Annotated in this window: 19 protein-coding genes; 8 read left to right on the top strand and 11 right to left on the bottom strand. The window is 56.3% G+C overall.

Features of this window, described 5'->3' with window-relative positions; all coding sequences use genetic code 11:
• The first annotated feature begins 5 nt into the window (after window positions 1-5).
• From BMY91_RS00960 to BMY91_RS00935, 6 genes are all read left to right on the top strand, one after another.
• Window positions 6-470: an Lrp/AsnC family transcriptional regulator gene (locus BMY91_RS00960; RefSeq protein ID WP_090817073.1), complete on the top strand. Its 465-nt coding sequence runs from the start codon at window positions 6-8 to the stop codon at window positions 468-470.
• Window positions 471-530: 60 nt separating this feature from the next.
• A complete protein-coding gene (locus BMY91_RS00955) occupies window positions 531-1,109 on the top strand; it encodes a YdcF family protein (protein WP_256212511.1) in 579 nt (192 codons plus the stop codon).
• A 379-nt stretch (window positions 1,110-1,488) separates the two neighbouring features.
• Window positions 1,489-2,412 (top strand): hypothetical protein, encoded by a 924-nt coding sequence (locus tag BMY91_RS00950; protein ID WP_143054022.1) that lies wholly within the window; start codon window positions 1,489-1,491, stop codon window positions 2,410-2,412.
• A 134-nt stretch (window positions 2,413-2,546) separates the two neighbouring features.
• On the top strand, window positions 2,547-3,689 hold the full coding sequence (wecB, locus tag BMY91_RS00945; protein ID WP_371261014.1) for a non-hydrolyzing UDP-N-acetylglucosamine 2-epimerase: 1,143 nt from the start codon (window positions 2,547-2,549) through the stop codon (window positions 3,687-3,689).
• Window positions 3,690-3,850: 161 nt separating this feature from the next.
• A complete protein-coding gene (locus BMY91_RS00940; RefSeq protein WP_143054021.1) occupies window positions 3,851-5,506 on the top strand; it encodes a hypothetical protein in 1,656 nt (551 codons plus the stop codon).
• 148 nt (window positions 5,507-5,654) lie between these two features.
• Complete coding sequence (locus BMY91_RS00935) at window positions 5,655-6,554, top strand: hypothetical protein (protein ID WP_090817064.1); 900 nt, start codon at window positions 5,655-5,657, stop codon at window positions 6,552-6,554.
• A gap of 53 nt (window positions 6,555-6,607) precedes the next feature.
• On the opposite strand, the gene BMY91_RS00930 is transcribed toward BMY91_RS00935, so the two are convergent.
• From BMY91_RS00930 to BMY91_RS00880, 11 genes are all read right to left on the bottom strand, one after another.
• On the bottom strand, window positions 6,608-8,050 hold the full coding sequence (locus BMY91_RS00930; protein WP_090817061.1) for a hypothetical protein: 1,443 nt from the start codon (window positions 8,048-8,050) through the stop codon (window positions 6,608-6,610).
• A 125-nt stretch (window positions 8,051-8,175) separates the two neighbouring features.
• Window positions 8,176-9,249 carry a glycosyltransferase family 4 protein gene (locus BMY91_RS00925; protein ID WP_177179818.1) on the bottom strand — a complete coding sequence of 358 codons (1,074 nt, stop codon included), beginning with the start codon at window positions 9,247-9,249 and terminating at the stop codon, window positions 8,176-8,178.
• 13 nt (window positions 9,250-9,262) lie between these two features.
• Window positions 9,263-10,720 (bottom strand): hypothetical protein, encoded by a 1,458-nt coding sequence (locus BMY91_RS00920; RefSeq protein WP_090817052.1) that lies wholly within the window; start codon window positions 10,718-10,720, stop codon window positions 9,263-9,265.
• Window positions 10,720-11,994 carry a hypothetical protein gene (locus tag BMY91_RS00915; protein ID WP_090817049.1) on the bottom strand — a complete coding sequence of 425 codons (1,275 nt, stop codon included), beginning with the start codon at window positions 11,992-11,994 and terminating at the stop codon, window positions 10,720-10,722. Before BMY91_RS00915 ends, BMY91_RS00920 begins: the two co-directional genes overlap by 1 nt.
• 9 nt (window positions 11,995-12,003) lie before the next feature.
• On the bottom strand, window positions 12,004-13,968 hold the full coding sequence (locus BMY91_RS00910) for a glycosyltransferase family protein (protein ID WP_256212510.1): 1,965 nt from the start codon (window positions 13,966-13,968) through the stop codon (window positions 12,004-12,006).
• 61 nt (window positions 13,969-14,029) lie between these two features.
• Complete coding sequence (gene wecC / locus BMY91_RS00905) at window positions 14,030-15,307, bottom strand: UDP-N-acetyl-D-mannosamine dehydrogenase (RefSeq protein WP_090819026.1); 1,278 nt, start codon at window positions 15,305-15,307, stop codon at window positions 14,030-14,032.
• 33 nt (window positions 15,308-15,340) lie between these two features.
• Complete coding sequence (locus tag BMY91_RS00900) at window positions 15,341-17,107, bottom strand: glycosyltransferase family protein (RefSeq protein WP_256212509.1); 1,767 nt, start codon at window positions 17,105-17,107, stop codon at window positions 15,341-15,343.
• 128 nt (window positions 17,108-17,235) lie between these two features.
• The gene (locus tag BMY91_RS00895; RefSeq protein ID WP_090817043.1) at window positions 17,236-18,126 is read right to left on the bottom strand and encodes an ABC transporter ATP-binding protein; all 891 of its coding nucleotides are present in this window, start codon (window positions 18,124-18,126) and stop codon (window positions 17,236-17,238) included.
• The gene (locus tag BMY91_RS00890) at window positions 18,113-19,000 is read right to left on the bottom strand and encodes an ABC transporter permease (protein ID WP_177179817.1); all 888 of its coding nucleotides are present in this window, start codon (window positions 18,998-19,000) and stop codon (window positions 18,113-18,115) included. The genes BMY91_RS00895 and BMY91_RS00890 overlap by 14 nt, the downstream gene beginning before the upstream one ends.
• A complete protein-coding gene (locus BMY91_RS00885; RefSeq protein WP_256212508.1) occupies window positions 19,000-20,319 on the bottom strand; it encodes a glycosyltransferase family 4 protein in 1,320 nt (439 codons plus the stop codon). The genes BMY91_RS00890 and BMY91_RS00885 overlap by 1 nt, the downstream gene beginning before the upstream one ends.
• Before the next feature lie 428 nt (window positions 20,320-20,747).
• Window positions 20,748-21,908 (bottom strand): glycosyltransferase family 4 protein, encoded by a 1,161-nt coding sequence (locus BMY91_RS00880; RefSeq protein WP_256212507.1) that lies wholly within the window; start codon window positions 21,906-21,908, stop codon window positions 20,748-20,750.
• A 1,023-nt stretch (window positions 21,909-22,931) separates the two neighbouring features.
• Here BMY91_RS00880 and BMY91_RS00870 point away from each other — a divergent pair.
• Window positions 22,932-24,674, top strand: coding sequence for a hypothetical protein (locus tag BMY91_RS00870; RefSeq protein ID WP_090817033.1), 1,743 nt, complete (start codon window positions 22,932-22,934; stop codon window positions 24,672-24,674).
• Between the two features lie 96 nt (window positions 24,675-24,770).
• Entirely contained in the window at window positions 24,771-25,847 is a 1,077-nt protein-coding gene (locus BMY91_RS00865) for an LCP family protein (RefSeq protein WP_090817030.1), read from the top strand.
• The last annotated feature ends 117 nt before the right edge of the window (window positions 25,848-25,964 follow it).

Raw genomic sequence — 25,964 nt, 5'->3', positions numbered from 1 at the left:
AGCGCATGAGTGAGGCCGAGGCGGAGCAGACTGCCATACCCCTGGACAACGTGGACCGGGACATCATCCATGAGCTCACCACCGACGGCCGCATGTCCATCACACAGGTGGCCGAGAACGTCCACATCAGCCGCGCCCACGCGTACTCCCGCATTGCCCGGCTCACCGGCGAGGGCGTGCTGACCAAGTTCACTGCCTTGGTTGACCCCATCAAGGCAGGCCTACGGTCTTCTGCCTACGTGACGCTGAAGGTTCAGCAACATTCGTGGCGCGAACTGAAGGAACAACTGCGGGCCATTCCCGAGGTTCACCACATTGCACTGGTGGGTGGGGACTTTGACGTCATTCTTCTGGTGCGTGCTACGGACAACATCCATCTCCGCCGTGTGATCTTCGACCAATTGCAGTCCATGGACGGTGTGCTGGATACCCAGACTTTCCTTGTGTTTGAGGATGTTGACACCCGCTAGGCGCTCCCGGCGGCTCCTGGCTGGGAGAGGGCACACATTTCCGAACCTTAGACTGTCCCCGTGCCCCTCAAAACTGCCCCCGCTACGCGCATCATTGGCGTTGTTGTTGGCGCTTGCTTCTTGGCGGTATTGCTCTGGCTGATCGCAGCGTTTCAATTCTTCTACAACCCGCCTCAGGCGACGCCCCACCGCACGGACGCGATCGTTGTCCTGGGTGGCATGAGCAAGGAACGGTTGCCGGTGGCGTTGGAATTGCAGGAGAACCTGGATATACCCGTTCTGGTCGTCTCAACCACCGGCTTGGCCGGCAACGTGGAAGGGGACGCGCTATGCCAGGAGAACGCGGGCGAAGGCGATCCTGATCTTGTGTGCTTCCGACCTTCTCCTCTGAATACAAGGGGCGAGGCCGAGGCCTTGCGCGGATTGATTGCGGATCATGGCTGGAAATCCGTGACCGTGGTGACGTCTGAATATCACCTCATGCGGGCGGGCACCCTGATTGGACAATGCACATCGGCCGAGGTGCAGATGGTTGGGTCCCAGCCGGACCTTTCCGCAGGTGCTTGGATGGACCGCTTAGTGGTCGAAACGGGCGGGTTGATCGACATCTGGATGCGACCGGAGTGCACTTCTCACTAAGGTAGTGGGAGGAAGAGTTAGACAACCGGCCTTACAGCGGCCATCCATGGAAGGTACAAACGGTGAATCAAGAACCCGCGCGTCCGCTTCCGGCCGGTCGCCATTTCAAGCGGCGCCGGTTCAACTTCAGCATGCCATCCCGACGCAATCCAGCGGCTCCCGCGGAGCCTATGGAGTACCGTCGGCCTTCGTCAGCGGCCATTCCAATCGTTCAAAGCAAAGAGGCCGGCGAGCGGCAGTTCAAACGTCGTGTAGCTCTTGTTCTTGTTGTGCTTGTGGTGCTGAGCATCCCCGTTTTGCTCGCAGCACTAATTTTCGCCGGGTAGTACGCAGGGGCCAGCAGCTCCAACATCACCAGCCCACCGTCCGGTAGTCTTACATGGGCAAATTAGCGGAAGACAGGGGAAATGGCGTGCGCCAACAGGTCATCGACGCGACCGCGAATCAGGTCACTTGGTATTCGGGAGTCGCTTCATTCATCGAAGCAGACAGCATCCCACAAGGGATCCTTTCCATCAGTGAAGCAGGCCTTCCCATAGATCTACTCAACAGTGATGTCGGATCTGACACCACCATGGTTGTGTTCCATGGCGCTGTGGAGTCGACGAGCCAACTTCCTGTTCTGTCCGGCCAAGGGCTATCGACAGGCATTGGGGTTAATCGAATCTTCATCTCGGATCCGAGCCTCTACATATCGGAAGGGCTTCAACTCGGATGGTTCGCGGGCAACAAAGCGCAGCCCGGCCTTCAGAGTGATTTAGAGAAGATCATCCGGCGTATCGTGACCTCTCATGGTTCCCGACGCGTGATGTTTTTTGGGGGTTCCGGCGGCGGTTTCGCCAGCCTGTATTTCGCTGCACGGTTTGCAGGCTCAGCAGCAGTTGTGTTCAACCCTCAAACGAACATAGCGAGGTATCAGCCAAGTACGGTCTTGGACTACGCGCAGATCGCCTACGATGCCCCGGACGACGTACAAGAACCCTTGTCTTACCTGCCGCAGCTGGCTGTAACAGATTTGTGCGGGTTGTACGCTCAGCCCCTGGGAGGTGCCGTCGTATATCTTCAAAACTTGAACGACTTGTTCCATACCGAAAATCACATGCAGCCGTTCCTCGAGGCAGTACATCCAGACAATCCCGTGTTCCTGCTTGAGGATTTTTGGGGGCCCGGTCACGCGCCACCGCCGAAGCCGCTGTTGACTGAGGTCCTGGCCGGGGTAGCCGCCGTGGCCAGTTGGCCGATGGATATTGCGGAAGTCGTACAGTATGTGAAGTCCCCCTCCTTTAAAGCCGGAATAAGCTAGTACCCAGAAGGCCACCAATTGCTGGGCACATCAGCTAAGGGCCTTAGCGTCCGCTGCGCTCCCCCGGCTCCGGTAGGATATAGACGTCTCTGTCTTCGTCAGCTTGCTCCTTGGGGGAAATTGTGCCCAGCATCATGCCCATTTTCGGCACTCGCCCGGAAGCCATCAAAATGGCTCCGATTGTTCATGCACTGCACGAATCGTCTGACTTCGACTGTGTTGTGACGGTCACTGGGCAGCACCGCGAAATGCTGGACCAAGTTAATCAACTTTTCGGGATCACTCCTGATCATGATCTCGACATCCTGCAGCCGGGACAGTCTCTCTCAGACATCATGACTCGAACCATTACGGGCCTCGACAAGCTTTTCTCTGTCAATAAGCCCGACGCAGTCATCGTCCAGGGCGATACAACCACGTCAACGGCTGGCGCCATCGCTGCGTTCTATCACGGGATTCCCGTGGTCCACGTTGAGGCGGGACTCCGGAGCGGCAATTTGCTTTCCCCATTCCCGGAGGAAGCGAATCGAAAGATCACTACCCAGATCACCACCCTGCATCTAGCGCCGACTTCGACCAGCCGCGCAAATCTTCTGGCGGAGGGAGTCGCAGCGAAGGACATCGTTGTAACCGGCAACTCTGTTATCGACGCCTTGTTCACAACCGTCGACAAGCAGATCCCGTTCACTGATCCTCAGCTGGAGGAGCTTGCAGCCAGCGGACGAAAGATCCTCCTAGTCACTACACATCGACGAGAGAACCAAGGCGATGCCATGCGCGGCGTCGGCCGCGCCCTGGCCCGCATTGCAGATGCCGAGCCCGACCTCGTCATCGTGCTGCCAGCGCATAAAAACCCAGTCGTTCGGGAGGCCGTCCTGCCAGCGCTGGCCGGCAAGCCGAATGTGGTGGTAACAGAACCTCTCGCCTACGGGGAATTTACCCGAATGCTCTCTCTGGCTCACATCGTCCTGACTGACTCCGGTGGAGTTCAAGAGGAGGCGCCCAGCCTCGGTAAGCCCGTTCTAGTGATGCGCGAAAATACTGAACGGCCGGAGGCTGTCGTAGCAGGTACCGTCACACTCATCGGCACTGATGAGGAGAAGATTGTCGCTGAAGTGGATCGTCTCCTCAACGAACCCAGCCACTTCGATGCTATGGCCAACGCCGTAAACCCTTATGGCGACGGCCGCGCATCAGAACGCACTGTGGCCGCAATAGCTGAGCTCCTCGGCGTGGGCGAGCGTATTGATGAATTTGGTTTGACAGTTTCTGTTTAGCCTACGCTCCCCAGCAACAGGGCCGTCACATACTCCCACGAGTATTGACGGCCCTTTTTTGTGCTTGAAAGTTCTTGTCAAGTTCTTGAGTTTGGGAGCCGCAACAGCCAGTCTTTTGCCATAGGTCCAAGGTCTCAGCCCTACGAGCCCAAGGATCCTCCGTGGCAACTTTTAAAGCAGAGACACCTACATCCCACCCCTACAGCGTCGGGCACATCGTCGCAGGCCTAATGGCTGTTTGCGCGCTGATAGTCGCGTCCCTCCAAGGTTCAACCGCCCAAGCGGCCGCAGCACCGGTCTATCCGGTCAGCGGCTACTTCATCTATGGCAGTACCAGCGATGCGACTAACGCGAAGAAATTGTCAGACATCAAGGCCGTTGGTGGAGATACCGTCATCACCTTCGGTTCGCGACTCAAGCCCGCGACATTGGCCGAGATTCCCGCTGACTGCAAGGTTAGCGGCGTCAATTGTGCCCAGGCGGCCGCTTCCGGAGTGAAGGTCAACCGATATTTCACCTATTACGACTACAGCCTTTGGGGAAGCAAAGCCTTGGTGTGCCCCCGCGATCTCTCAATCACCAACAATGGACAACCCTTTACAGTCTTCGTCCTACCCAACCAAGGCAGTAGTTGCACTTCCTCTAACGGCCTTTACGACGTCGTCGTGGTTACCGGCGCTACTAACCCTGGGACCGCCGGCATCAATGTCTCGGTCGCCAATGCGGCTACTTCGTTGGGAATGCACTACTACGCTGGCCTACCCGTACCTGCGAACAACCTGGACACGCCATGGCTCCCGGACGTCTCATACTTCTCAGCATTGACGCAGTTCACGGATCGTTTTCTCCGCTACCAAAAGGCTGCCATCAATCTGCCCGGTTTGGCGGGTTTCTACCACTCATACGAGATGCCGGTCACGGACGTCGCACACTACGACCCCGTGCTGAGCCTGTATCGTATGGCAAACCAAGCCATTGCACGTATCCTCCCGGGCCGCGATGCCGTAGTCAGCCCCTACCTGGATGCCCGTCGCAGCACAGGAAGTTACACGACCACCCGGGTCCGCGACGGAGCAGAAAAGATTGCGCTAACCGCTAGCGGCGTACATCTTTCCGTTGCGATTCAGGACGGAATGGGAACTGGTAAGGCTGGCGCCTATTTTAAGAACGAAGAGAACTCGGCGGTGGACCCGTTTGCTGCTGCCATAGTTGGAAGCGGCTCCTGGGGAAGCAAGTATCTCGCCCCCATCCGTGACTACTTCCTCGCTGCGGCAATTGGTATCGATGGAACCGGTGCCGAGCTATGGGCCAACATGGAAGGAATGGCGCCGAAGACAAGCCAGAACCCCTGCGACACCAATGGGCGAGGGCAGACCACGAAGGGCCGTATTGATCGCCAGCTCCAGAACCTCGGCAACTACTCCATGAAGACGATTTCCTACAATTGGGATACCTACTACTCCTGCACCGGAACGTGGGCACCCATGGCAGAGCGTATGAAGACATTCAACATGACGCCTGTCATTACTGATTCCATCTTTTACGGCAGCGGCGGGGTTCTGGTGACAGGCCATAACCTAAGCGGTGGCACTGTTCATGTGGCGTGGACTGACGCCAACGGGCGAACATATGAAAAGACAGTTCCCGCTACTAATTACAACCCCAATTACGGGAAGCAACTCGGCATCAACCCGCTGCTTGAGTCAGTCACTGCAAACCTCGGAAGCACATCGCTCGGAGTCGGCAAGGACTACATGATCAACGTGGTCAACGGCGCAGGAGTAAAGAACGACGCGTTCTACTCTGATCGCGGCTGATCACCTCTACTTACAGTCATTCGGTGCCCGGGTTTTGGAATTCGAGATTCCAGCAACCTGGGCACCGTAACATGGTCAGTCTTCGCGATCATCCATCCTAGTCCAAGTATGCTTTGAACAAGAGGATTACATCACCGAAGGACGGCTCATGCGGCTACAAAAAATCGACACTTCAGCTAATGTCGTAACGCACTTTCCCGATGTGGAGACGTTTCTGGCAGCAGAATCGATACCGGTCGGCATTCTCTCCATCAATGAGCAGGGTATCCCCATTGATATCCTCAATAGCGACGTCGGGGCCGACGTAACCATCGTCTTTTTCCACGGAGCAATAGAGCCCACGCATAACCTTCCCGTTCTCTCCGGACAAGGCATTTCCGGTGGTCTCATCGCAAACAGAATTTTTATTTCCGATCCAAGCCTCTACCTAACGGACAAGCTCGCGTTGGCGTGGTTTGCAGGTAACAGCAAGCAGCCTCTTCAGAAGCTTCTGCCTCAGGTCATCGGTCGAATAATCCGTCAGCACGGAGCGCAGCGAGTGATCTTCTTCGGAGGATCAGGTGGCGGCTATGCCAGCATGTACTATTCATCTGTCACCCCTGGATCCTTGGCAATTGCCTTCAACCCCCAGACAAAAGTAACGCGCTACATTAATCGCAGTGTGCGAGCATTCGCGACGCATGCTTTCGGAATTTCCGAGGATGAGTATGATCCCATCGCGGAGATACCCAATACACCCGTCTTGGACCTTTGTGCAGTCTATGGGCAGCCCGTGGATAACACCGTCCTCTACATTCAAAACACTAACGACACTTTCCATATTGAGCGGCACATGGAACCGTTCCTTGCAGTGAACCATCCGGATAACAAGCTCCACGTGATGATGGACTCATGGGCCCCAGGGCACACTCCCCCGCCTAAAACTATCTTGGCCGGCTTTCTGGCTAGGATGACCAGCCCCGAACCCTGGGAGGAGAGTATTCCGGACGTCATTCGGGAGTTCTCTGAAGAACCCTCTTCCGAAGTTCCGATCTCCAGCAACGTCTAGCAACTGTTGGTAAAAGGGCTCGCATCCAGCTACTGGATGCGAGCCCAACTTCGTTACGAGTTAATCAAAGTTGCTGATACGCCCAACTCTGCGGCCTTCCTGGCACAATACTCCGTGAGCAGGAACCGAGATTCCCTTAGCGAGTAGTCAAGGCTCAACATAATTTCGATCAGTGCACGACTGTTGAACGGCAGGAAGACCCTGTGGGACAGGTCCAACTCGGAGTACCACAAGGACGCCCACTTGCTGTTTCGGTGCTCCCAGTAAAACAGGTCATGCCAGTCGAGGTTGTGTATCCTGCTCGACGTGAACTCTGAAAACTCCACGTATTCCTTGAAAACCTCGACCATGTCTTCGGATCTGCCAATAGGGCTCCGGCTGAACTTCCCTGCGAGCACTTCGGGTGTAGGGTCCGGTGAATCACGAAGTTTGTAAAAGGCGGTTCCGGTCTCCGCGATCGTGGAGACCAATGAAATGTCATCGTCCGAGAAGTTCTCGTCATAGCACTGTGCCAGCGCAGGAAAGCGGGCTCCTCGCGGAAATGACTGGACATACATTTTCACCCAGTCTGCACCCGGGTCGTATGGGTGGAGCCGAATAATTCTGTGAGGGAGGCCGAGTACACGTGCCCAGTCAGACGCTCCCATCAGGTCTTGCACCGTCTCGGTTACGGCACCCTCAAAGCGGAAATAAGTGTAGGCATACGATCCTTCCTGTACTTGGTCGGCAGCTGCGAACGCTGCTGCTCTAGAGTCCAGACCTGCCGTCAGTGATATGTTCGTCTTTCCCAAGCTTGTGAGCAATTCGACGTGCCGCTCAAGTACCTTCCCGAATGCGTCCAGAACCAGCCCGGTATCGCCAAGGGGTTGTACATCTGCCCACGGATAAAACCGTGTGTGACGGGTTGTTCCCTGTCGTTTTTCATTGCGCAGTAAGCAGTTTGCTATGAGCGGCAGAACTGACTCAAAGGGTGTCAGAACACCGGGGTAGTACTTTCCGCCAGCATCTGTATAAAGAGGCGATTCCATGATGCCTGCGGACTTTGAGCTCTGTTCGCAACCCGCGATGATTGCCGTCAGCCGGCTATGGGATGACGCAACAAATTTCCCATCCTTCTCCGTCCAAAAGGCGGCGATGGTTGCATGGCAGTCCGGGATAACAGTAACTTCGTCCTTCTTGCCGAAGGCGCAAATGAAGCGACCCCCTAAGTAGGCCAAGTACTCCACTGCTGCTTGTTCGTCCTGCTGCCCGAGGATCTCACATGTTCGTTTGGCGAGTTCAGGCATGCTGGTCTCCCCTGACTCGAGGTCGACGGCTTGGCCGATGAATACTGCCCAGTTGTCACCTTGGGCATCGGAGAACCGGGCCCACTTCGTCAGCGGGTGGAAGTAGAAGCTGTAGCCACCTATCGAGGAGCTCTGCCAGTCACTGCATTGGTCAGGCAGGTCTAACTCGGTGTCGGATATGACATACCCGCGAACAAACGCACTTTGCATGGTGACTCCAAATCAATTTTTTTAAGAAACTTAGTGACGCTGCCATCCGTCGTGCTCGGCGTTGCATCCGAAGACTTAGGCTGTGGACAATGTGGACCCGACCCATCGTTGCTACATCATCATCTCTAACCGTGCTCAAGGGCCAGTTGCACAGCGGAAAGGTACGCTGCATCAACAGATGACTGCGAGCTTCCGGCATATATGGACTGTCTGCCCCGCACCGATTTTGCATGCCAAGCCTTTGGATCGCGAAGGAGCTCTATCACTCGTTCTGCAATCTCTTCGTTCCCGGGATGTAATTCAGACCGTTGCCCACCAAAGTTGCCCCAGTAACCCAGTTGCAGGTTCTCACCTTCTTGTAGGCCAACCACACCCTGCGAACCCGCAGCGACAACGGGAGTGCCTAAAGCCAAAGCCTGAGCTGCTCCACGGCCGGAAGCAAAAGCCAGTACAGCCCGGCTCAGAACCCTGCTGGTCTCGTGCGAGTTAACCCAACCCATCCAGTCGGTCGAGATGTTAGGCGCCACGGCGAGGCGTCCCCGAAGGTGCTCCTGGAAGTCCCCGACGGCAGAGCCGGAACCCACTATCCTAAGCCTCCATTCGAGTTGGGGGAACTCCTCAGCAAGCATCAGTGCGGTAGGGACAACGCTCTCGACAAGGGCCAGCTTGTCTTTATCCATTCTGGCGAGGACGACGATGTCTGCACGGCCTCGTTCCAGGCGTTCCTGAACGGGCGTTATGGGGTGCTCGAAGAGTTCGTCCTCAACACCGTTCCGGATCAAGGCAATCTTGTGTGCTGGCACCCCGGCACTTTTCACCAAGTTCTCGGCAACAGCCGGTGACACAGCCCCAATCAGTGCGGCCCGCTCGTGCCAGGTTGACACCGCATCAAGGTAGGACCCGTGGAAAGTTGCCATGAACGGCGCGCCCCATGAAGCGGCCAATTGCAGCCCTATCTCACGCGAGCGGAAAGGGTGTGCGTGAACAAGGTCATAAGCGCGATCTCGCAGCAACGGCTCAAGCTCCTCAGATGAGGCAGAGGGCAGCAGATCTATGACCCCAGCTCCGAGCGCCAGAAGGTGATCTGTGAGACGCGAGGGTGGGCAAGCGACGTCGATCGTGTGGCCAGCACGAATGGAAGCTCGAACGGCATATGCGACATTCTCATGCAAACCGCCCCATTCGGCTTGGTAGGTCACCAACGTCAGCAGCTTAGCCAACTGACACCCGCTGCACCCGGAAGGACATCGGCCACGGACGGGGCAACTCTACGGTTTCAGTAAATTTCACGGCTTCGCTCCGCAGCGGGTATTCACCACGCCAGTCCGAAGTCTCCAGGACGCCGTTGAGCACTACCGAGATGCACTCCTCAAATCCATTCCGATACTCATCGGGCCGCAGTTGCCGCAGGTTCCATAGATCTGGGTATCCCCGCTTCCCAAATGGCGCGATTACATCCCAAAACGTAGAGTCATCAGATTCAACCGTCGACACGGACCGGCTGCACAGGTTATTGCACAATTCGTGCAACTCCATCAGTTCAAAGTCGGGAATGCCGAGTCTCGATTCCCACCCAATGTTGCCGTCCCATCCAATCAAGGCATTCCCACGTACAGTTGCAAGCATGCTCGAGTAGATCCGGCTGCCCTTCAACAGAGCTTTGGCGCCTGCACTCAACTGGCCGTCCCGCTCTACGGATGCGGCAAAGAAAGCGAGCACACCCGCGGTACGCGTCGCCCACACCTCAGATCCTGCAATCGCGGCTGAGTGCCATGAGGACCACTCAGGCGCAAGGCGATTGAGCGCCTTGACGGCTCCAAGGCCGGAGAGTGAACGCCCGACGTTGGCGAACTGAACCGGGTAATTGACTGCGGTTGCCAAGAAATCGGAAAGTGCCTGAAAGTTCTCAGTTCTCTGACCGCTGTTTCCTATGGATGCGGAGTCGCCTACGTGCTGCCAGAAACGGTTACCACCAAGGAAGGTTGCATATCTCGTAAAACCGCCAGCAATGAGACCAGGTACCGCCGCCAGGACGTAGGCACTGAATGCGCGTGGAGCCGCGCCGAGGGCCACTCGCCTGAGCGTCACGCCAAAGTCCGAGCTGAACCGGGCACTTGATGAAAGTTCTGATTTACTTTCCGTCCAAGCAGCCTCAGCTTTGGCATCAAAGATGACGTCCAAGGAGCGAAATGAGAGGTCCTTGGGGTCGGTGAACTTTGTCAGGATTTCGCGGACCACGCCACGCGGCAAACCGTCCGGAACGACGCTCAACGTTTTGCGCTGACGATATCCGTATCCAGGGGTTCCGTCCGTTGCTTCTGGTCGACGAGCAACCAGCCCATCGAATTGGACCCGCTTAAGCGAGATTCCCTTGTTTCGCATCAAGCGTTCTACAAACAGCCATACATCCTCTGAGACCGGGAATTCTGCAGAAATGCTAATGCTCTGTGCTCGAGACTGGAGAAATACAGGCAACTGCCAGGCGAGAAAAACCATAGTAAACATCTCGGCGGCCACGTGAGTTACGTCGAGGCCTTGGTAATCGATGTACCAGCGGTTGCGGGATTGAAGGCCAATATCACGGGAAGCGGAGAAGGAAAAAACAACTCTGGATCCGTCTGCCTTAGGCTTTTGGATCCGAATGTGCAGCGGGGCAGTGATCTTAGACATCAACTGACACGCTCCCAGAGTTCCAGGCCTGCCTTGTCAATCTCGCTCGTTTCATCTTGCTCGGACAAGGAAAATCCAGCGCTCGTGAGTACATCTGCTGTGCATCCCCCGTCGAATGTCATGGCGGCCGTCAAGTAGACGCACTCTACGAAGGTAAGGGCGTCGAGCATGCCAGCGAATCGCTGAAGCTCCTTGTCCTCAAGTCGATTGCTGACAAGGACGCCGGCTGGCCCGTCAATCAACCCGGCCAACTCGTAGCCGAGTTCATTGGTTGCCAAGGTGGCCGTCGAGACGGTCTTTAGACTACCTCCTAGTGCCTGTGCAGCAAGGTCAGCCAACCGATCATCGGATTCAACGGCGACTGTGATCATGCCGACGCGAGAGCGCTCTTCAGCTAGATGGAAAGTCAAACTGTCGATGCCCCAATCGATCAACAGCCTTTGCGAATTGCCGAGAAAAGATCCCGCTTTCATGTTCTCGGGTGACGCCAAGAAATTTCGAGGAGCAATAGAACCCGAGCGTGAATACAGATCGCGCAACCAAATATGATTCTGAACGGAGGGCCAGACTGCCTCTATTAGCGCGTCGACACCAATGACACCTGCTGCGGTCGGCGGTTCCTCTTTGGACTGATCGCCCGTTGTCGGCTCAACTTCGTCGAGAACCTCGACCTCCAACGGTTCACTCTCCGACGAGCTGTCGATAGCAGTTTCGACAACATCTTTAAGGAGATGACGTAAGCGCAGTTCGAATGCCTGCTGTCGATCCGCCTGATCTTGATAGAGATCAATCACTTCAGCAAATCGGAATCTCTGCTGATCACTAAGAATCTGACTACCAGATGCAATTCGGGCCAAGTCAGCTCGCATGGATGCCAACGGTTGTTCGATGTCGGAGCTTTGCAGAGTTGATTCTATTCTGGCCAAGTCCTGGGAAACGGCTTTGAGTTGACGACCGACGGTATCTGCTTGAGCACTTGATGACGCAACCAGCTGTTCCGTCTGTGACACCAATCGATCGTTGGCAACTTTAAGTGCTGTGTGTCGTCGTTGAGAGTTATTCTTCAGCGTCTGAGTCGAATCCACAGAGAACTGCAGTTGGATGCCTAGCAGAAGGAAAGCAAAAGCAAAGGATGCTGCAGGGAGCACCAACCACTTCTCGTTGGAGCCGAGCAGCCATGCAAGCAGGCCAATCATTGCCAGGGCGAGCAGCACTGTGTGGAGGAGGGTGATCCTACGGCTCAAGAGTCGTTTTGCTACTTGGATAAGTTTCATGCTGCTTTCCTAAACCGAAACATGGGCAACGGGATCCCCGAAAACCTCGGCGTCGCCTGTAGCGAAAAGTTCATCATCGGCGACTTGCCATGTGTGGCTGCTGACGTCCGCAGAACGGCGGACGAAGTAATTAAAGCGATCTGCCGCGTAGATACGACCACCAGCAGCCTTCACGCTCTTGAGGAAAGTCGAGTCTTCTGAGCGGCCAAGAGCCTCGAAACGATGCTCACGGAAAACATCTGCCGGGGCTGTAAGCGTCGCACCGCGCACAAAGTCTGTGAACCGGTGTTCGTGCGCGCCGTAAGAAAGGATGGTCGCGTCCTTGCTCTCAAAGTAGAAGTAGGTAGCCGCCTTGCCCACAAGATCAGCCCCCGAAAATGTCAGAGCCTGAACAAGGTCCGGTAGGTAATTCTTACCGTAGTAATCGTCGTCGTCCATTTTTGTCAGAATGTCGCCGTCCGCTGCATCCACAAGCAGGTTCAGGCATTCACCCAAGGTCACTGATCTCTTCGCGGAGATGATGCTGACATTCCCCAGACCCATGTCATTGGCTCGCGCTTTGACCTCAGCAGCATTGGCTTCAAAGCCGTGCGTTAGGATTACGAGCTCCTTCTCCAGACCAACCTGACGTGCCGCATTTTCGAGAATAGATTCGAGAGCATGAGGCCGATACGTCGGTGCCAGGATGGAGACAGAACGCTCGCGTGCTGGAACCGGCAAGTTCACGCTGTCCAGAATTTGGTCGACACGAGAAGCGTATGTGTGATTTTTCCAGATTTCCCGCTGTGCTCGATGTACCAACCGTTGGCGATAGGACTCGCTACGCATCAGTGCCCGCAAGTGTGCATGCGTTTCCTTCTCGTCGGCAGCTGTCAGGATGGACCCGTCCGGAAAAAACCGTTCGATGGCCGGGCTAGGTGGGCTAACAACGGAAGCTCCGCAGGCCGTTATTTCGAAGATTCGCCTCGCGCACATGCTCGGTGAGTCTATGACCGAGTTAACGTTCAGAAAAACCTTGTACGCATGGTAGGCGGTAACCATTTCCTCGTAAGGCAGCGAACCAACCACATTTTTATCAAACGGTTCAGGGAACTGGTAGTTGGCATCCGCACCTAGCTGTCTGGAGAAGATATCCAGTCCGAACTTCTGAGCTGCAGGCAGCAGATAGTCCATCTGCTGTCGACGCTCAGGATACTTGTGCCGGAAGTACATGCCTCCGAACGCAATTTCGCGGTCTCTCTTAATATTTTGAGGTCTCGCCGGGTTGTGCATACGTGGCTGGGCCGCAAACGGCAAAACATGAATACGGTCATGCCCGAGTGCATCTCTATAGCGCGGAACACAATTCACATCCGATGTGAAGACAACGTCAAAAAGCTTGGCACTCTTTAGGAAGTCTTCAAAGTGAGGTGGATCTTCCTTGTTCCAAAAGACGGTCGGAATTCCGTTCTCCTTGCACCAGGCAACGAGTTCCGAAATCTCCGCTCGGGGAGCTAGGCTTCCGGTCAGTTGGTAGAGCCAAGAACTATTATTGCCCTGCCAAGCGGATTCCACGAACAAGAGGTCCGGCTTTGACTCTCCGAGTTGCTTCTTCCACGTCTTGGGCTCAACCGCAATGTTGTTCCATTCATAGGAGAACGCTGTTTGCGAAAACGGGTCAAGAATCGAAGCGACTGTGATATCGGTTCCGCGTGCCGCAGCCCCGATAACTTTCATCGCCGGGAATTTCGCTCGATCCGCTTGGGCTGCCGAAGTTGTTGGTGCCTTAGTTGCCACGGGCGTTTTCGGAACAACCCTTGGTATCGTAGGGGCCTGAATTTGGGTCTTTGGTGCAGAAGTCGAAGGAACAGCAGGCGGCAGCTCGAAATCGATCTGCCGCTGCCAACGGCTTGCATCCTGAAGTAGCCACTCCACTTCTTGGATCGCAGCTTCAATGCCGGCCACTGCGTCGGCCGGCAGTTTTCCTTCGGACACTCGTTGACGGAGTCGGGCCACTGCGGCGGGATCGCGTCGTCCGCTCGCTGCAGGCGTCATTTCACTGGGCATACAACGTCTCGCCTTCAAGTGTCAGGGCACCCCGAGTATCAATAACTGTCTTCCCAGCGAGAAGTGCGGGGTCAACAGCCTTTACATCGTCGTGGTCGACCAGCACAACCACAACGTGTGATCGTTCGATCGATTCCTCGATGGAGACGAGCTCCACGTTGGCACGACCCGCGAGCTGCTTCGGCAGCTCCTCCACGTGAGGTTCAGCAACGTTGATACGGCGGTCCGCTAGAGCCTCGGCCAGGTGAGCAGCAATCTCAATGGCAGGCGATTCACGGAGATCATCAATGTTGGCTTTGAATGCAAGCCCTAGAACCGATACTTCTGCAGTACTGGGAAGTGACTCGAGTGACGTTACAACCTGCTGGAACACCCACTCTGGCTTGGCGTCATTGACCTCGCGGGCAGTCCGAATAAGCCTGGACTCCTCCGGCGCGGCAGCAACAATGAACCAAGGATCAACAGCAATGCAGTGTCCGCCAACGCCCGGACCCGGCTGCAGGATGTTCACGCGGGGGTGGTGGTTGGCCAACCGGATGAGCTCCCACACGTCAATACCCAGCTTGTCGCTGATCACAGACAGCTCATTTGCAAAGGCGATGTTGACGTCCCGGTAAGAGTTCTCGACAAGCTTCGCCATTTCCGCCGTTACGGCATCCGTGGTGAGAATCTCGCCTTGGCAGAACACCGCGTAGAGGTTCTTGGCAGTTTCAGCCGCCTCTGATGTCATCCCGCCGACAATCCTGTCGTTCGTGACGAGTTCGATCATGACTCGGCCCGGAAGCACACGTTCGGGGCAGTGAGCCACCAAAATCGCCGGCTTGGAATCTGCCCCGTCGATGCTCAGGTCAGGGCGCAGGTTCAGAATGTAGTTGGCCATGTGCTCGGTGGCGCCTGGAGGAGAAGTGGATTCAAGTATCAAAAGCTCGCCACCCTGGAGCTGGGGGGCAATACCGCGCGCGGCGGCCTCGATGTAGCTCAGGTCTGCTGAACGGTCTTCCTTGAATGGCGTAGGCACTGCCACGATGTATGCCTCGGCTTGAGGCGTGGACGTGCTAGCGCTCAGGTGGCCTTGGCTGACGGCACCCGCCACGTGAACGCCCAGGTCTGGCTCGACGAAAGGAACCTGACCGGCATTCACGGCGTCTACTGTGCGCTGGTTGACGTCGACGCCGATGACCTCGACGCCATTGGTTGCCAAGATGGCGGCCGTTGGCAGGCCAATGTAGCCCAATCCGATTACTGCTACGCGATTAATAGTGTTCAACGCAATGCTCCCCACATTTGAGTTTCAGTTTGTCTAGAGTGTGACGTGTTCTGCGGGATTTCCCCAGAACTGAATTTCCCCGGAGGCGAGGAGTTCGTCGTCGGATGCGGTCCAGGTATGGCCTGAACCACCCCGGTATTGGTAGTAGTTGTATCGGTCTGAGGAATAAATCCTTCCGCCGGAATTCGTGACAGCCCTAAGAAATTCAGTGTCCTCGCCACGGCTCCGATTTTCGAAAGGATGCTGCTCAAAGACTTCGCGGTGAGCCATAATCGTGGGTCCCATGACCATGTGGCCAAAACGGTGTTCCATATGGTCAAACCTCAACACGGCAGCATTTTTTGCGGCGATATACATGAAGTGGGCTAGCTTTCCAACGACATCGGCGTTGGAATAAGACAGCGCATTCATCTGGTCTGCCAAATAGTTCGGCCCATAGTAGTCATCGTCATCCATTTTGGTCAGCACAGGATTGCTGGAAGACTCAACACACCTATTGAGGCAAGTTCCCAAACTGCTTGCCGCCGGCTCTTCCAGAAGGATCAACTGCTTGACTGCGTACTTCTCGCGCAAGCGATTGATCTCGTCGGGGCTGGGACTGAATCCGTGCGTCAGCAACACCAATTCAGCCTCGACACCGCGTTGCGACCCGAACGTCTTGAAGATGTGTTCAAGTTGGCGCGGCCTGATGGTCGACACCAAGGCGCTTACTGCGGCCTGCTTTACAGGTCGTTGACGCTCCGGGAGGATCCAGCTAATGACTTTTTCGGCTCGGTGCGCATATGTATGCTCGGTCCATATACGTCTTTGGGCTAGATGAACCATGCGGTCATTGAGCTCATGACTCCGAATCAAAGCTTTGATGACATCTGCGGCTTGGTCAGAAGTGCCTACGCTGCTTATTTCTCCATCGGGAAAAAAGCGAGGAAGTGCAGGGCTATCCGTGGTCACAACGGGTGTCCCGGAAGCTGTTATCTCGAAGATACGCCGAGCACACATGCTCGGAGAGTCCACAACAGAATTAACGTTGAGGAAGACCCTGTAGGCCTTATACGCGGTCAGCATCTGGTCATAGCTCAACGAGCCCATGACATGTTCGTCGTAAGGCGCGGGGAACTGATATTCCGGATCCCCACCGAGCTGACGGGAAAAGATCTCAAGACCGTTCTTGAACATTTCTGTTCCCGAGATGGCGCCGTCCAACAGCAGCTGCAACTGGTCGCGCCGTTCAGGATACTTATGGGCGAAGTACATCCCTGCGAAAGCAACATCCCGCGAGTGTCGACCGTCTGATGGACGAATCGGATTATGGATTGCTGGCTGGGCAGCGAACGGCAGGACCGCGATGCGGTCGTGCCCGAGTTCGCGACGGTAATCGAGCACCTTGTTCTCGTCCGAAGTGAAGACCACATCGAACTCACGTGCTGTCGGCAGGAAGTCTTCGAAGTGCGGCGGATCTTCTTTGTTCCAGAAAACGGTTGGAACACCACGATCACGGCAGAATTGAAGCAGATTCCGGAATTCTTCCTTTGGTCCGCTGGTACCTACCAGCTGGTATTTCCATGAACCAGAGTTGCCGTTCCACGCCGACTCTATGAATAGGAAGTCGACTCGCTGCTCTTCGAGCTGTTGGCGCCAAGTGTCCTTGTCCAGTGCCAGCAGCCTCCACTCATAAGAGAAGGCCCGTGCCGAAAAGTCGTCCAGGATGACACCCACGGTGAGGTCGCCCCTACGGGGAGGAACATCTGGATAGTCGAACGGTTGGAAGCTGAGAGCGCGGCCGCCTTGAGTGCGGCGCATGATCCCATTCGCGGTGCCGACCGAACCGCCACGACGAGCCTTCGTTCGCCTGTACCACTTTCGAAACTGGGCAAGGCCTCCTTGCCGGAAGTGCCAGACGGCCTTCCGGATGTCAGAAACTTGCCGCATCAGAGCCGGCTCCGGCGCATCTTGCTTCGGGCCAGGACCTCAGTCATCTGGAGACTGCCTCGTGCCTCATCCCTGATCCGAGCGGCGGACAAGTTGTTGCCCTTCGCCAGATGGCCCGTAAAGTCCTGATAAGCCTTGACGGTTTCCGTGGCGCCGCCGTCCATGATCAGGTGACCTTTGTCTAGCCAAATAACGCGGCTGCACATTTTTGTGATGGTGTCGAGCGAGTGGCTCACCAAGAACACACAGCCAGCCTGCTCTCGCAGCTGATCCATACGGCGCTTACTACGGTCACCAAACTGAGCGTCACCGGTGTTGAGAGCCTCATCCACCAGAAGAATTTCGGGATCTATGCTCGCTGCGATGGCGAACCGCAATCTTGACGCCATCCCAGAGGAATACGACTTCATTGGGAGATAGATGAAGTCCTCAAGTCCACAGAGTTCGACAATGCTCGCAAATTTTTCATCGATTTCCTGCCGGCTCATCCCCATCGCCAAACAGCCTAGAACCACGTTCTGATGACCTGACAGGTCTGGCATCAAAGCAGCGTTGACGCCAAGCATGATCGGTGTACTTGATGCAAAAATCGCTCCAGAGGTCGGTCTCATCTGCCCGCTTATGAGTTTCATGAGCGTACTTTTTCCCGAGCCGTTTCTCCCGATGATCCCCACGGACTCACCACGTTCAACGACCAGTGAAAGCTCATATAGTGCCCGTACAGTGACGGTATTGGGACGGCGGCCCAGTCGGCTCATAAAACTTGTATCGCGGCGCTCCGCAGCAACGGCATCAGAGTCAGTGGTGACAACGCGATATTCCATAACTGCGCGATCCACTACGACGCAAGGGTGCCCTTCGACGTCAAGAACCTGTTCATTCGCGACCATAAGATTCCTCCCCTTGCCAGAAGAAGAGCAACCCGACTATGAGCGCCCCCAACGCCCAAACCGACAGAATTGCCCAGGATTGCCATGTTGGAGGCTGCGCATACAAAACGCAGTTTCGAATTATGTCGATGACGTTGAACAACGGATTCACCTTCAGGACTGCAAGGACTCCCGGGTGGGTTACGAACTTCTCGTAAGAGTAAAAGATGGCCGAACCGTACATCCATGCACGCATGAAGAACGGCAGAAGGTGAGTGGCATCGTGGACGCGTGAAATGACCCTGGCAAGGATGAGTCCGATCCCCAGATTGAAAACGGACTGCAGAGCCAGCGCAGGGATGATCAACAACCACAACCAAGTTATCTTTTCCACAGGTGGAATCAAGATGATGATCAGCAACATCGCCAGTATCAAGGGCACATTGGACATCATTTCCCTGATATTCATGCCGATGGGCAGCGTGGCTCGTGGAAAGTTGAACGCTTGGACTACGGATTTGTTGCTGTGAATGGAGCGAGCTCCGCTTGTGATGGCCCCTGAAGTCCCTTGGAATACGAAGATGCCGATGACCAGGTAGCCAATGTAGTTCTCGATTCCCCCGCTCGTCTGGAGGAGGACACCGAAGATCACGTAATACGTAAGCCCATTGAAAATCGGGTTGAGCAGCAGCCAGGCACTTCCCAAGCGGTCACGACGAGTACCACTCTGGACCCGTGCCCGGGCGTCGTAGTAGATGAACTCTCTAAAGTCCCAGAGCTGAACGAGGTAGTCCAAGAAACCAGGGCGCGCGCCGACGCGCGTCAAGCGTCTCATATCCACAGCCAGCGGTTGCACCACTGCTGGCTCAGGCAAAAGTGCCTTTTTGGCCGACATCAGCTGACCCTCCTTCTATAGTTAGACACCAAATTTTCATAAGCCCCGCCGAAAGCTTGGGCATTTGCCTGCCACGTCCTCGTGGCTAATACGTATTCCCTGCCCGCAGCACCCAACTGCCGGCACAAACCTTCATCCTGCAGCAACTCCAGCAACACCTCGGCCAACTGCCCCGGATCTTCGGCTTTGGTCAGTCGGCCGTTGATGCCGTCATGCACTATCTCACCAAGTGCGCCCAGGTCACTGGCCACAACCGGCCGACCGCAGGCGAGTGCCTCGACGGGCTTCAGCGGCGTTACTGCCTGGGTAACTGCCGAATCCTTTCGGGGCACAACAAAAACATCTAGTGCTAAGTGATACAGTCGCGCTTGTTCGGGAAGGACTCGCCCAGTAAAGATGGTCCGAGATGAAAGTCCCAAACGCTGGACTTGGTCACGTAGAGCTGGCGCAGCAGCACCATCGCCCACGAAGACCAACTTCAACTTTGGCAGCCTCGGTGCAAGCAGCGCAAATGCTGTGACGAGGTCGTCAAGGCCCTCGTAGCCAACAAGGCTACTGACTGTCCCCATGTATAGGGCGTTGGGATCGAGCCCAAGCGCTTGTCGTGCGTCCCGATGCCCCAACGGAGGTTCCAGGTAGGAACCTCCAACGGCATTGGGACTAATAAGGATTTTGTGGTCTGGTACACCAAGCGCAGCGATGTTCCGCTTCATGGACTCTCCCAGTGTCACCACCAGGTCAGCTGTGCACATGACTTCCGCTTCACGTGCCGTAAAGAGCTCGTACCGCTCACTGCTCCTAGCCGCCTCCTCGCGGCTGGATGCCCAAGTATCTGCCAACTGGCCACGAACCTCGTAGACCCAAGGAACATCCAGAGCTTTGGCCACTTCGCGGGCGACAAGGCCATTCACAAAGTGGGTAGTGGTATGGATGATCGACGGCCTGAAATCCCTGGCAATATCGAGTAGCTCAGAAGCCTGTTGCTGTAAGCGCCCGTCCATGGTGGCGGCCATACTGGCGGGAAGAATCCGCTCGTAACGCACCCCATCCACGACGTCGCGTTTCCTGGCATTGAGTGCGCCGATTTGAACGGGATACCCCAAACGAGTGACCGCCAGCGTTTCCCAGCCAATTTCCTGCTGTGCACACAGGATGGAGTGGGCACGCCGCGCGTATCCGCTTCCCGTGTGAGGTACCGAATTTGTGAGCAGGTGGAGCACTCGACGCGGTTCCGCTTTCACCGGCGCCGCCGGCAGCGCTGGGTTCCACCCGCTGAACACCTTGAGCTCCGACGCCAGCCGCCGTCGTTGTTTCTCCATGTTGCCTCTTCGGTCTTGCAGAACAGCGATGGCCCCGCTCATGTCCCCGTCGTACCACTTACGCCTGGCCATAGTGGCCGGTGTTCTGGACGAACTTCCGGCCTGCCTCAGGAGAGTGTCAGCCCAATGAGGTTGCCCTGCCGCGACTGCAACTTCAGCAGCCTTCCGGGCAGACTCACCCTTGACACCCGAAATCTGCAATCTTTCAAAGCGTCGAATGAGGGTGCTCTCCTGTCCCGACGCGAGGCTGGCCAGCAAGAACAACGGGCCATGAGACGAAGGTGCTAACGACGAGACGAGGCGGGCGAAAGGCCTGACGATCCCGGTCGGCAGTTTTCTCAAGACTTGAAGGGCCAAAACAAATGGAGCCTCGGTCAAGTGCTCAGAAATGGTTCCAGCCGTAAGCCTGACATTCCGAAGAAGTTGCATCACGACGTATGCTCCCTGCGAGGAAGCGGATCCGGACGTACCATCGCAGAGATCGTGTCCATGTACTTGACCGCCAATTGCGCGTAGTCAGCGTTGTCTCGCACCCACTCACGTCCGCTGGCACCCGACGCAAGCCGGCCTCGGTCAGCCGCTAGTTCTCGCCAGAGCTCTGCAACGGCTTCGGGGTTAGCCGCCACAACATCACCGCCACCAGCCTCCAGAACTATCCGCTCAGCCTCGCCTCTCACTATGGCGGTAACGTGCCTGCCAATTGCAAGAACCTCGTAGGTCTTGGACGGCACTGTGGTCTCGAATGACTTCCAGTCGTCACGGAGGGAGACGATACACGTGTCCGCTTCGCGGTACTTGTCCACGACTTCTGGCCCCTGAACAGAGGGAAAGAACGTGACTGGCGCATTCAACTCCCTGGCCAGCTTCACAAGCTGCGGTCGGGCCGTGCCGTGCCCCACGAGCGTAAGTTGAAAGTCATCCCCCAAAAGCGCGCTGGCCCGGACCAGAATGTCTAGCCTTTGGCTCTTCCCATGATTTCCCAGATACAAAGCCCGGAAAACCTTTCTATCCATTGCCGGCGGCTCCAGAAATGGTATCGAGTTCAAATCGAGTCCGTTGCTGACGGTGACCACGTTTTGGAGGCCTCGTTCGCGCAAGGTATCGGCGAAACCTTCAGTTACGGTCACCACCAGATCGGCCCGTTGCTGCACGAATTCCACAGCTCGCTCCACGAGGCTCTTTACACTGCCTTGGACCATGCGGGCGTCCCGCGCCAGATCTGGCCAGGCATCACGCATCTCGACGATTAGGGGCACCCGCCGCAACTTGGAGAGGACATATCCAGTAGCCAAGGTAGGGAGACTCGGCGCAGTGGCAAGAATTGCATCTGGTTTCTTGCCACCCAGCCCTGCGGGAACGGACATGACGGCCGAAAAAAGCTGATCTATGAAACGCGCCAAGGACGATGTGCCCAAGTGTCGCAAGTACGGAACACGGCGGATAGTTTCCCCGTGGGGTCCGTTTTGATGTGAAAAGGCAATCCCAGCCTCCCGGCGGGGCAGGTTGCGTCGGCCGTTGGGATAATGCGCCACCGGAGCCACGACATCGACATCCCACCCAGCCCGCCGAAACTCCCGTGCCAAGGACATCCACCGGCGCTGTGGAGGACTGTGTTCGGGCCAGTACGAGTGTGTGAGGAGCATGAGGCGCATCGCGAATGCAGGATTTTCCGCGGCCTTGTTCCCGGGGAGGGAGTAACCCATCGGCCTACTTGCCGTTGAGGCGGGGTCCGGGGACTCCCTTGGATCGCAGAGCGCGGAAGTAGGCAACACCCAGAAGGATCAACACGAGGACGGTAAGGCCTTGGACAATAGGGTTATTATCAGCAACCGGTGCCAAAGCTACCTTCAGGGGGCCCGCGATGTCCGCGCTGACAACCGGCGGAGCGGCCGTCTTTGTGGGCTCGGGTGTGGGAGTGGGCGTGGGCTCAGCGGAAGGCGTTATGGTCTCTGCCGGCGCTTCCGGTTCGACGAAGTAGCCTTGGACGTCAGCATCGCTGGGAGTGACAGGAACTGGTGAGTTTTGAGCCGGCGCGACTGGAACGACTGGTTCAACGACAGGCGGAACCGGGGGCTGCGTGACAGCCGGAACGACAGGTGCGGGCTCCTCGGAAGGCTGAACCGGTGCAGGCGTAGGCTCTGGGTCCAAGGGCGTCGGGGTCGGAACTGGTTCAACAATGGGAGGGACAACTACTGGAGGTATGACCGGCGGCGTCGTAGGCGTTCCCGGGTCGACTGGTTGCCCGGTTTCCTGCCCAGGTCCGGGTTCCGTTTCGGTAGCGATTGCAGGCTGGGTTCCAAGGAACCCAAGAATGGCCAGCATCAAAACCACAAGCGCGGCTCGAACACGTTTGATTCCGGTGCCCAACTTTCCCCCCGTTGAATATGTTTCAGAACGCTGTCAGTGTCCTGTCGAACGCAACCGCCTGAGACTTGGCGGCGCACGGACGTCCACCATCGGAGGGCGACCCGGATTAGTTTATCGTATGGATTAGAGTCGGCCCTGCGGTCGGACGTTCGGGCATCGGTCTGCAGGCGGGATCCACACCCCATGTTCGTAGACTTCATGTGCCTTGCTAGAGTCGTTCTTGCCCAACCGATACCAAGGATGACATGCCGCTCTGGAAGTTGCCCAAGACTGAATTGCCTCCCAGTTCGTTCCTAAGGCAGTGCTTCATCAGAGTGTCCAAGCGCTCTGTGGCATGTATCGTTGTGCTCACGATCACGGTCCTTCTCGCCATTGGAGTCAGCTCATTCCAAAGGCCTGAAACAGGCGTCCAAGCAACTCAAGCACAGAGCCCCGAGCCCGGTAGCGTGCTCGGCCCAGAAAAGGCCGAGCCCCGCTACCCTATTGGCGGCTACTTCATAGCAGCCAGTTCCCGCGATAGCACCAATATCAAGAAGCTGACGGACATCAAAGCATCTGGCGGCGACACGGTCATCACTTTTGGTACGCTGCTCCAGCCGGCCACCCTGGAATCGCTTCCCGATGACTGCGAAATTGATGGGAAGAATTGTGCTCGAGCAGCAGCCGGTTCAGTCAGCGTCGATCGTTATTTCACATTTTTAGACGGCAGCAACTGGGCAGCTTCAGCGCTCCAGTGCCCAAGGGACCGCAAAGTATCGAACAACGGGCAGTCTTACTCCGTTTTGGTTCTGCCGAAAGTGGGCACGGGCTGTTCTTCTTCCAATGGCAAGTATGACGTTGTGGTGGTTGGAGGAGCCAGTTCTTCTGCAGTGGACCCATCGCGATCTTTGGCACTTGCGGCAACCAAACTGGGTATGAAGTTTTTTGCGGGCATGCCCGCTCCCATTAAGAGTGCTGAGCTTCCGTATCTGCCAGATGTCTCGTACCAGGGAACGCTCGCCCTGTTTACCGAGCGGTTCCTGACCTACCAGGCCAAGACGAATGACCTACCCGGTCTGGCCGGTTTCTACCATCACACAGAGATGCCTTTAACGGATAGCCCAGCATTCGACTCTGTTCTAGCCCTGTACAGTACGCAAAACAGCGCTATCCATCGCATTCTTCCCACGCGGCAGGCAGTCGTAAGTCCTTTCATCGACGCTCGCGTCGGTACGGGCATCAGTCCTGACAAGGCGAGCAAAGGGATCCGCAGAATCGCCCAAACTTCCGGTGGTCTCGTTCTTAACATTGCAATTCAGGACGGAATGGGCACCGGCAAGGGCGGAGCCTTCCATAGCCGCGAAGCTAACTCCGCGGTTGATCCCCAAGCGGCAACCATCGTAGGCGATGGGACCTGGGGCAGTAAGTACCTCGCACCCAACAAGGACTACTTTTCCGCCGCGGCGGTCGGAATTTCAGGAACAGGAGCTGTGTTGTGGGCCAATCTGGAGGGGATGGCACCGGCCACGAAATGGAATGGCTGCGCAGACAGTCGTCGAGGACAGACTACAAAGGCTCGGCTTGACCGACAGCTCCAACAGATGAGCGCCGCGAGGAAAGTCGTTTCCTTCATGTGGGATTCATACTTCACCTGCAAGGGGACTGGTACTCCCCTGAAAGAACAAATTGAGTCAGGCCTTGGAACACCAATCATCACTGACACAGCCCTCCTCCCAGAAACCGGTCAGCTCGAAATTCTCGGCTTCAACCTTCGGGGAAGTACGGCCTCGCTAAAGTGGACCACTACAGATGGATCGGTCCACAAGAAACAGGTACGGGCCAGCACAAGAGATTCTGCCTACGGTGCTCAGCACGGCATGAACCCCCAACTGGAGATGATCACCGTAAATATTGGTGCCAGTTCGCTCGCCAGCCCCATGAACTATTCCGTACAAGTCATCAATGCATGGGAGGTCAAATCGACGGAATTCCATTCGCAGATCCGCTAGCTACCCCGTCAGGCGTATGCACCGGGACGTCCGCTAAGCCTGCAACTTCTGCACCTTGATAGAATCATCACTGCTGATGCCAACATCAAGGAACACATGACGCTCCCGACAGACACCCAAACTCCCTCTGCTGAGTCCCGTCCCCGACGTCAGAAAAGCAGCAAGAAAACTGCGCGGAATGTACTCCTTGGCTTCGCCGCCGCCGTGCTGGTTGCTGGCCTCATAGGAGGCGCCTACGTTTTCAATCTGGCGCAGACTTTCAACTCGGGCACTACGAAGATCGAAACTGCATTTCCTGAAGAATCGACACGACCGCAGAAGGCGGAACCTGTCAACGGCACCGCTGCGATGAACATCCTGGTGATGGGCAGTGACACCCGTGGATCTGCTGAACTCGATGTCGACACCCCTGTATCTACTGACCAGCGGGCCGACACCCTTATGCTGGTTCACATTCCGGCAGACCGTAAGAACGTCTACGCCGTATCCCTTATGCGTGACTTATGGGTGGACATCCCCGGCAAGGGAGAGTCCAAGATCAACTCGGCTCTCGCCCAGGGCGGTGTCCCGCTCATGGTCCAGACTGTGGAGTCGCTTTTCCAGCAGCGCATTGACCACGTAGCCATGGTCGACTTCGAAGGATTCAAAGGCCTCACCGATGCCTTGGGCGGCGTAGAAGTTGACGTGAAGATTCCGTTTGCTCCGGCCAAGGGCCCCATGAAGGGCCATTATTACGAAGCAGGCAAGCAGACCCTGAACGGCGACGAGGCCCTTGCATTTGTGAGGGAACGAATGTCGTTCAATGACGGCGACTACCAGCGCGTGCGAAACCAACAGGCGTACATGAAGGCGATCATCAGCAAGACAATCGCTCGTGAGACACTAACCAACCCCGTGACTGTCAACAGCATGGTCAGCGCAGTTTCTCCATTTATCAGCGTCGACAAGAGTTTCGACGCCGCAGCCATCGGTAGCCTCGCTTTGGGCATGAAGGACCTTCGAGCGAACGACACCGTTATGTTTACTTTGCCAACCCTCGGGACGGGAACTTCGACGGATGGTCAGTCGATCGTCGTCGCAGACACCACAGCCATCTCGGAGATCGCAACGGCTCTATCAAAGGACCAGCTGGGCGCCTACGTGACCGCACACGCACTCGAAAAGGGCAACTGATAGTCGAGTAGAACGCGTCCGAATGTAGCAAGCCCCTGCACTGAATATCAGAGGTGCAGGGGCTTGCTGCTTTACCTCCGGAACAGGAGCACCGTAACAGGTGCACCTGTAGGGGGA

It is taken from the genome of Arthrobacter sp. yr096 (assembly GCF_900108925.1).
Taxonomy (GTDB): Bacteria; Actinomycetota; Actinomycetes; order Actinomycetales; family Micrococcaceae; genus Arthrobacter.
The sequence above is the reverse complement of the archived record's forward strand: the minus strand, read 5'-3'. Positions and strand labels throughout refer to the sequence as shown.

Bases quoted from the DNA above. Each gene is read 5' to 3' on its own strand.
- BMY91_RS00960 (WP_090817073.1), top strand. From the start codon at position 6: ATGAGTGAGGCCGAGGCGGAGCAGACTGCCATACCCCTGGACAACGTG.
- BMY91_RS00950 (WP_143054022.1), top strand. From the start codon at position 1,489: ATGGGCAAATTAGCGGAAGACAGGGGAAATGGCGTGCGCCAACAGGTC.
- wecB (WP_371261014.1), top strand. From the start codon at position 2,547: ATGCCCATTTTCGGCACTCGCCCGGAAGCCATCAAAATGGCTCCGATT.
- BMY91_RS00935 (WP_090817064.1), top strand. From the start codon at position 5,655: ATGCGGCTACAAAAAATCGACACTTCAGCTAATGTCGTAACGCACTTT.
- BMY91_RS00930 (WP_090817061.1), bottom strand. From the start codon at position 8,050: ATGCAAAGTGCGTTTGTTCGCGGGTATGTCATATCCGACACCGAGTTA.
- BMY91_RS00920 (WP_090817052.1), bottom strand. From the start codon at position 10,720: ATGTCTAAGATCACTGCCCCGCTGCACATTCGGATCCAAAAGCCTAAG.
- BMY91_RS00915 (WP_090817049.1), bottom strand. From the start codon at position 11,994: ATGAAACTTATCCAAGTAGCAAAACGACTCTTGAGCCGTAGGATCACC.
- BMY91_RS00900 (WP_256212509.1), bottom strand. From the start codon at position 17,107: ATGCGCCGCACTCAAGGCGGCCGCGCTCTCAGCTTCCAACCGTTCGAC.
- BMY91_RS00895 (WP_090817043.1), bottom strand. From the start codon at position 18,126: ATGGTCGCGAATGAACAGGTTCTTGACGTCGAAGGGCACCCTTGCGTC.
- BMY91_RS00890 (WP_177179817.1), bottom strand. From the start codon at position 19,000: ATGTCGGCCAAAAAGGCACTTTTGCCTGAGCCAGCAGTGGTGCAACCG.
- BMY91_RS00885 (WP_256212508.1), bottom strand. From the start codon at position 20,319: ATGGAGAAACAACGACGGCGGCTGGCGTCGGAGCTCAAGGTGTTCAGC.
- BMY91_RS00880 (WP_256212507.1), bottom strand. From the start codon at position 21,908: ATGTCCTTGGCACGGGAGTTTCGGCGGGCTGGGTGGGATGTCGATGTC.
- BMY91_RS00870 (WP_090817033.1), top strand. From the start codon at position 22,932: ATGCCGCTCTGGAAGTTGCCCAAGACTGAATTGCCTCCCAGTTCGTTC.
- BMY91_RS00865 (WP_090817030.1), top strand. From the start codon at position 24,771: ATGACGCTCCCGACAGACACCCAAACTCCCTCTGCTGAGTCCCGTCCC.